This window comes from Streptomyces sp. NPDC046197 (genome assembly GCF_040646295.1).
Classification (GTDB): domain Bacteria; phylum Actinomycetota; class Actinomycetes; order Streptomycetales; family Streptomycetaceae; genus Streptomyces.
Window position 1 is genome coordinate 1 of record NZ_JBEYZY010000076.1, and the last position, 6239, is coordinate 6239.

At 66.9% G+C, this 6239-nt stretch carries 5 protein-coding genes; 1 reads left to right on the forward strand and 4 read right to left on the reverse strand.

Translation table 11 applies throughout. The annotated features are described in order from the left end of the window. Nucleotides 1–136: 136 nt before the first annotated feature. From AB0A61_RS40600 to AB0A61_RS40610, 3 genes are read right to left on the reverse strand one after another with little or no spacing between them, the layout of a single operon-like run. Entirely contained in the window at nucleotides 137–1237 is a 1101-nt protein-coding gene (locus AB0A61_RS40600; protein ID WP_361304549.1) for a hypothetical protein, read from the reverse strand. A 35-nt stretch (nucleotides 1238–1272) separates the two neighbouring features. Next, nucleotides 1273–3507: a hypothetical protein gene (locus AB0A61_RS40605; protein ID WP_361304552.1), complete on the reverse strand. Its 2235-nt coding sequence runs from the start codon at nucleotides 3505–3507 to the stop codon at nucleotides 1273–1275. 45 nt (nucleotides 3508–3552) lie between these two features. Next, a complete protein-coding gene (locus AB0A61_RS40610) occupies nucleotides 3553–4203 on the reverse strand; it encodes a hypothetical protein (protein ID WP_361304555.1) in 651 nt (216 codons plus the stop codon). Between the two features lie 540 nt (nucleotides 4204–4743). Between AB0A61_RS40610 and AB0A61_RS40615 the strand changes: the two genes are divergently transcribed. Continuing rightward, a complete protein-coding gene (locus AB0A61_RS40615; protein ID WP_361304558.1) occupies nucleotides 4744–5862 on the forward strand; it encodes an IS630 family transposase in 1119 nt (372 codons plus the stop codon). On the opposite strand, the gene AB0A61_RS40620 is transcribed toward AB0A61_RS40615, so the two are convergent. After that, nucleotides 5863–6102, reverse strand: coding sequence for a hypothetical protein (locus tag AB0A61_RS40620; RefSeq protein ID WP_361304561.1), 240 nt, complete (start codon nucleotides 6100–6102; stop codon nucleotides 5863–5865). Between the last annotated feature and the right edge of the window lie 137 nt (nucleotides 6103–6239).

Sequence of the window (6239 nt, forward strand, 5' to 3'; positions counted from 1 at the left end):
CCTCGCCAGGCGCATAACGGACGAGACCACCCCCACCTGGCGAGGAACGTACTAGGGCATCAAGGGCAATCTGCCTACTTCAAACGCCCTCTTAGGGCAGTGCACAACAGGGCTGTGACCATCCGCCCGGATTTCTTCATGCCCGGGACATCATCTGCACGGCGGTGCAGCCGCGCTGCATCGTTTCGTGGTCGGCGAAGGCCTTCAGTGCGAATTCGGCGAACGACGCGGAGTAGTGCGGGACCGGATAGCTGTCCGTGTCCCTGTCGTACAGGTGGTACAGCACGAACACCGCCGACTGCGCGGAATGAGGGCACGTCGCGGTGGCCCAGGCGTAGTCCTGGTCGCTGTCGGTGGGGCCGTAGCCCTTCTTGAGGTGGCTGCGCTCGCTCGTGAGGAAGTCCTTGGCGGCGGCACCGTAATAGGCGTACAGGCCGTAGCCGGGCTTCCCGGCCTTCGTCACCAGGTAGCAGTTGGTCTGCGGAGCGTCGGGATCCGCTGGGTACTCCATGACCTCAGGGGTGCCGTTCTGGGCCGCCGCCGTACCCCGCAGCGCGACGCACGAGCCCTCGGCCTGTTGCAGCAGCTTGGCCGTGTCGGGCGTGCCGAGCCGTGCGGTGGACAGGCCGGTGAGCCGCTTGCCGGTCTTCACCTGGCAGCCGTACTTCTCGGCTGCCTTCTGGGCGGTCTCGGTGGTCACCCGGCCGAGTCCGCCCAGAGTCGTACTGTTCACCGTACCGAGCAGGTCACCGTAGGCAACCAGAGCCTTGCTCTTCTGGTTCACGCAGTCGAGCGCGACCATGACCTGGTAGGTGCCGCTGTCGTACCTGACGACGCCAGACCAGCCGTGGCCGAGTGGGGCCGCCTGCGCCTTCACCCCGTTGTAGTCCGCGTTGTACCAGGCGAGGGTCCCGGAGGGGGCCGCCGCACTGCTCCAGCGCAGCTTCAACTCCAGGGAACTGCCCTGTGGGCCGGATGCCGAGTTGTGGACGCTGCAGGCGGCCAGGTAATCGCTGTCGCCCTCGTCACCGGCGCTCAGGTGTGACGAGTGCAGAGCCGCCCGGAGCCCGTCCTGGGCCAGGGTGCCGTCACAGGCCCGGTCCAGTGAGCGGTCGTCACTCCCCGAGTCGAAGGCCCCAGTGCCGTAGAGCACGAGCCCCAGAAGCGCCAGAGCCAGCAGGCACGCCCCTGCGTACCACCCGGCGTGTATACGTCGGAACCCGGATTTCATCTGCATCGTGCTCATTCTCTCGGGGGACGTTCGGTGCCGTGTCAGCGGTCGGCGCGAAGCGTGCTCAGCGTCCGGTCACGGCCGTGCTCATAGTCGTTCTGACCTGCGTGGACGTAGTACTTCGTCCAGTCGCTGTCGACGGCATGGCCGCGGCTGTCCGCCCATGCTCTGACCAGCTTCTCGACATCGTGCTGGCCGGCGTCGTAGGTCTTCGCGTTCTTCTCGGTCGCCTCGAGGTTCGCCTCGGACACGTGCTCCTTGTTTGACTCGTACGCCCACACGTCGAGGGTTCTCTGGCTGAGGTCTCCCACGGGGCTGAGATCACTGACGGGGTTGAACATCAGCGCCGTGCTGAGGGACGTGCCCAGGCCGTGGTTGAAGTCGGCGGCCCACTGCGTCTTCTTAAACCGCTCGTCGTAGATGATGTCCGACCGGATGCCGTCGTAGGCGCCCATGGCACGGGACGACTCCACAACTCGATCCCGGATCGTTTTGTCTCCGGCGTCCGCAGGGATCCCGTCCATGACATGGTGTGCGTACTGCTGTTCGGCCCCATAGAGGTGTCCGAACGCCTCCGGGTCGTTGGCGATGCCGCGCATGACGGCAGCGAGGCGCTGGTGCCCCACGGCCATGTGCGAGCCGTCCTTGTCGCTCCAGACGGAACCCTCGCTGTCCCAGTCGATGTCGTACTTCGACGACGACTCCGCGTAGGTCTCGTGCGTGTCGGCCGTGTACGACGTCAGGATGTGGGCCAGCGGCTGGACCAGGTTCTTCGGCAGGTCCTGGGCATGCTTGTCGGTGTACAGCGTATTGATCGTGTGCTGCAGGATGCGTGCCTGCGGCTCGGTGTGCTGACCGATCGGGTGATAGCCGCCCGGCGCCTGGCCGGTCGTCGCGGCCTCCAGGGCCGCGCCGAAGCCCTTGCGGACGTCGCCGTCCTCCGCCAGGACGGGTATGCCCGTCGTCGTACCGCCGGGCGGGGTCGCGAAGTGGTCCACGACGGTGTCCCAGTCCCGCCCGTGGAGCAGGTACTCCAGGTTGTCGTTATGGGCCGGGTCCAGGTACTCGGTGCTGGTCTTGGGATCATGGGACATGATGCCGAGCACGCCGTCGAGCGGGTCGTTGGCGAACCAGCCCCGGTCCTTGGCGCTGAACTTGTCCCGCAGGGCCCAAATGGACTCGGTCGGGTTGTCCTCCTTGGCCGTGTACGACTCCTCCGCGTGCCGGATGTCGTCCGCGGTGTCCTCCAGGAACTGCCCGTTGTAGCCGTGCCCCTGCTGCATCAGCGTAGCGAGGCTCTGGTAGCCGCGGACCTTCTCGTCCGGGATGGGACTGAGGCCATCGACCTTGAACTGTTCGGTTCCGGCCTTGCGCATGTCCTCACGGAAGTCCTTGTAGAAGGACGAGTGCGGGTCCTGGGTCGCGGTCGCCAGCGTGGTGGCGAGGCCTTTCTGGATGTCCAGGTACTGGCCGCTGTGCTGTTTGTCGTTGTGGTACGCAAGGCCGTCGAGGCTGTTGGAGAACTGCAGCATGCCCTTGGCGCCCAGTTCGTCCAGCAGGGTCTGGCTGAACGCCTTGTCGCCAGAATTGTCATGGAAGAGGCGTTGCAGCTCCCGGTAGTCGGCCGCCGTGGCCTTGCCGGAGTTGACGCGCTGCGCGATGTCCTTGCCCTCGTCGGCCTCGTACTTCTCGATGTCGCCCTGAGCCTTACCGTTGAAGTCGGGGACCTTGCCGAGGCCCGTGTCGGGGCCCTTCACGACAGCGGTGAAGGCGACCTCGACGCCCTTGTCGGCGTCGTCCAGGTCCTTCACGCACTGGTCGATGCTGGCCTGCCAGGAGGCGACGGCTTTGCGTACGCTCTCCTGGTAGTCGGGATCATGCGCGAGTGCCTGGCGATCTCCCTGGCTGAGCCTCCCGGTGTCGTACGAGACCACGCCCTGGTCCGACACCTTCATCCCCTGGGCGATGGCATCGTCCCGGGCCGACTCCAGCTTCTTGCGCAAATCCACGAACTGGGTGTGCGCATCGCGCAAAAGTGAGGCGATCGCCTTGGCCTCGGTCTGGGCGTTCTGGAACTCCGTGAGCCTAATTCCGAAGCGCGCGTTGGCGGCCTGCTGGCTCTCGCCGACCCACGTCGGGCGCAGGGTGATGCCGTGCACGTCCCGCCGGTAGGCGGTCTCCTGCTTGTGGAGCTCCTTCGCCATGCCGTCCCAGCGTTCGGCGGCCGTGGTGAGCGTGGACAGGTCTGTCGTCAGGATCTCGTGGTATGTCGGCATGGCTCCCCGTTAGTCCAGTGGCGTGCGAGACAGCTCGGCTGTCTGTCAGTGCCCCGGTGGCGGTGAGTACGTGTCGAGCACGGACACCTTGCGCACCCCGGCGCCCACTCCGACGTCCGTCCCGGTCATCAAAGTGTTGTTGTTCCGGAGGGCCGATTCATCCCCCGACAACTGGTTCACCAGGTTCCGGACCTGTTCACTCCAGGTCTTGTGCGCCTTGCTCACGGCACTGGACGTGACCCAGCCATGCCCGTCCTTCGCATCGAACGCCTTCACCACGGCGCTCGTCTCGTCGTCCGCCCAGGCCCCCGCCGTCGTGGTGTGTGGCTCGATCTCGTTGTGGAGCGTGTTCGCCGCGGCCTTCTTCTCGGCGGGAGAGGACGCGAGGTCCGGCTGCCCACCGCCCGTGGAGCCACCACCGCCCAGGTCGGCCGGCAGCTGGTTCAACCGCATTCCAACGGGCTGCCCCGCTCCAGCGTGGTGCTCGCCTTGAGTACTTCCTGCCATGGCCCCTACCCCCATCAGCTCTCCGGCGTACCGCGTCACATTGGCAACGGCATTGTCACATATGGCAGTTGAACAGCATGGCTCGGCACCCCCGGCCTCGACCAGGACATCGCCATCCGCAGCGCCTTGCACGCACTCGCCGAGTGTCGCCGCGCTCATGCCCGACAGGTCGAACACAACCGAGTTCACGTCCTCGGGCTACAGCCCGTCCCGCCTGCCCGCATCGGTCACTCCGCGACCGGAACTTGCGTCCTCCACGTCCGCTGCTCCTGCCCGCACGTCGACGGCCTCGCAGCCCACTACGAGCACGTCTCCCTGGCGGCGGACTGGCTCGCTGAGACGCCCACTAGCGCGTGGGAGTTGTGTCCTACCTCCCCGACCTTCGTCACCTGGCCGAACGGAAGCGGCCGTATCACGGGAACCCGCCATGACTCCAAGGGCACGGCTGTCGTAGAGATCCAGCACATTGACGGTCACCGGTTGGTCGTCGCACTCGCCCAGGTGAGCGACCCGGTCTGATCTCCGCCCGCCCAGCGCAACCAGCGGCCCCGCCTCGCGACAATTGCGGGGCCGCGGCAGCACCTGGCCCCTTCCCCCCAAAGAACCACCCGACGGGGCGCCGACCACAGTGGCGGCGCTAGACTAGTGCTCTGACCGCATTGGTTCGCCGGGTCGGTGGTTGGGGCGGTTGGATGTGCGGTGACGTCCGATCCGACCGGTGGAGGTGTGGTGGCTGGGCCTGTGCGGGTGCGCAGACTGACGGACCAGGAAGGTCAGAAGCTGCAGCAGATCGTGCGCCGGGGCAGCACCAGTTCGGTGCGCTACCGGCGCGCGATGATGCTGCTGGCCTCGGCCGGCGGGAACCGCGTCCCGGTGATCGCCCAACTGGTGCAGGCCGGCGAGGACACCGTCCGCGACGTGATCCACCGGTTCAACGAGATCGGCCTGGCCTGCTTGGACCCTCGGTGGGCGGGAGGCCGTCCCCGCCTTCTCAGCACTGACGACGAGGACTTCGTCGTCCAGACGGCCACCACGCGCCCGACCAAGCTCGGCCAGCCCTTCACCCGCTGGTCCCTCCGCAAGCTCGTCACCTACCTGCACCGGGTCCACGGCCGGGTCATCCGCATTGGCCGCGAGGCGTTACGGTGCCTGCTCGCCCGCCGCGGCGTCACCTTCCAGCGCACCAAGACGTGGAAGGAGTCGCCCGACCCCGAGCGCGACGCCAAGCTCGATCGGATCGAGGAGATCCTGGACCGCTTCCCGGACCGCGTCTTCGCGTTCGACGAGTTCGGTCCCCTCGGCATCCGGCCCGCCGCAGGCACGGGCTGGGCCCCCTCCGGCCACCCCGAGCGGCACCCGGCCACCTACCACCGCACCCACGGGGTCCGCTACTTCCATGGCTGCTACTCGGTCGGCGACGACAAGTTGTGGGGCGTCAACCGGCGCAGGAAGGGCGCCGGCAACACGCTGGCCGCCCTGAGGACGATCCGCTCGGCCCGGCCGGACGGCGCCCCCGTCTACGTCATCTTGGACAACCTGCCCGCCCACAAGGGCCAGGAGATCCGCCGCTGGGCCAGGAAGCACCGGGTCGAGCTGTGCTTCACCCCGACCTACGCGTCCTGGGCCAACCCGATCGAAGCCCACTTCGGACCACTGCGGCAGTTCACCATCACCAACTCTCACCACCCCAACCACACGGTCCAAACCCGGGCACTGCACGCCTACGTGCGCTGGCGCAACGCCAACGCTCGCCACCGAGATGTCCTGGCGGCCGAGCGCCGCGAACGCGCACGTATCCGCAGCGAGAAAGGCATCCGCTGGGCCGGACGCGCGCGAATGGCAGCCTGATCACTCGCTGACGTTCAAGGTCGCACAGTTCGCGACCCCCAGATCGGACAGCACCGCCCGCAGCCGCTCCAGGGCCGCAGTCGCGTCCGAGCCCTCCACGATTTCAAGGTCAAGATGGCAACGACCCATGCCACTGCCCGCGCCGGTGACCTCGCCGTCGAGCTCGAACGCCGCTTCCAAAGCCTCCTCGACCTCATCACGGTCGATCGCCAGCCTCACGAAGACGATCTCGACGAACACCCCGGTCCTCCCTCTCAACCCGGCGAACCATAGCGGTCAGAGCACTAGTGTGATGCGCCGGAAATCGCACGCTTAAGTCTCTCGCTGATTCTCAGTGGCTGGCGGAGTGACCTTGGTGAGGTAGTCGGCGAGAGCTT

What these genes read in the sequence shown, in the direction of transcription:
- AB0A61_RS40605 (WP_361304552.1), bottom strand. Translation starts at nt 3,507, where the DNA reads ATGCCGACATACCACGAGATCCTGACGACAGACCTGTCCACGCTCACC.
- AB0A61_RS40600 (WP_361304549.1), bottom strand. Translation starts at nt 1,237, where the DNA reads ATGCAGATGAAATCCGGGTTCCGACGTATACACGCCGGGTGGTACGCA.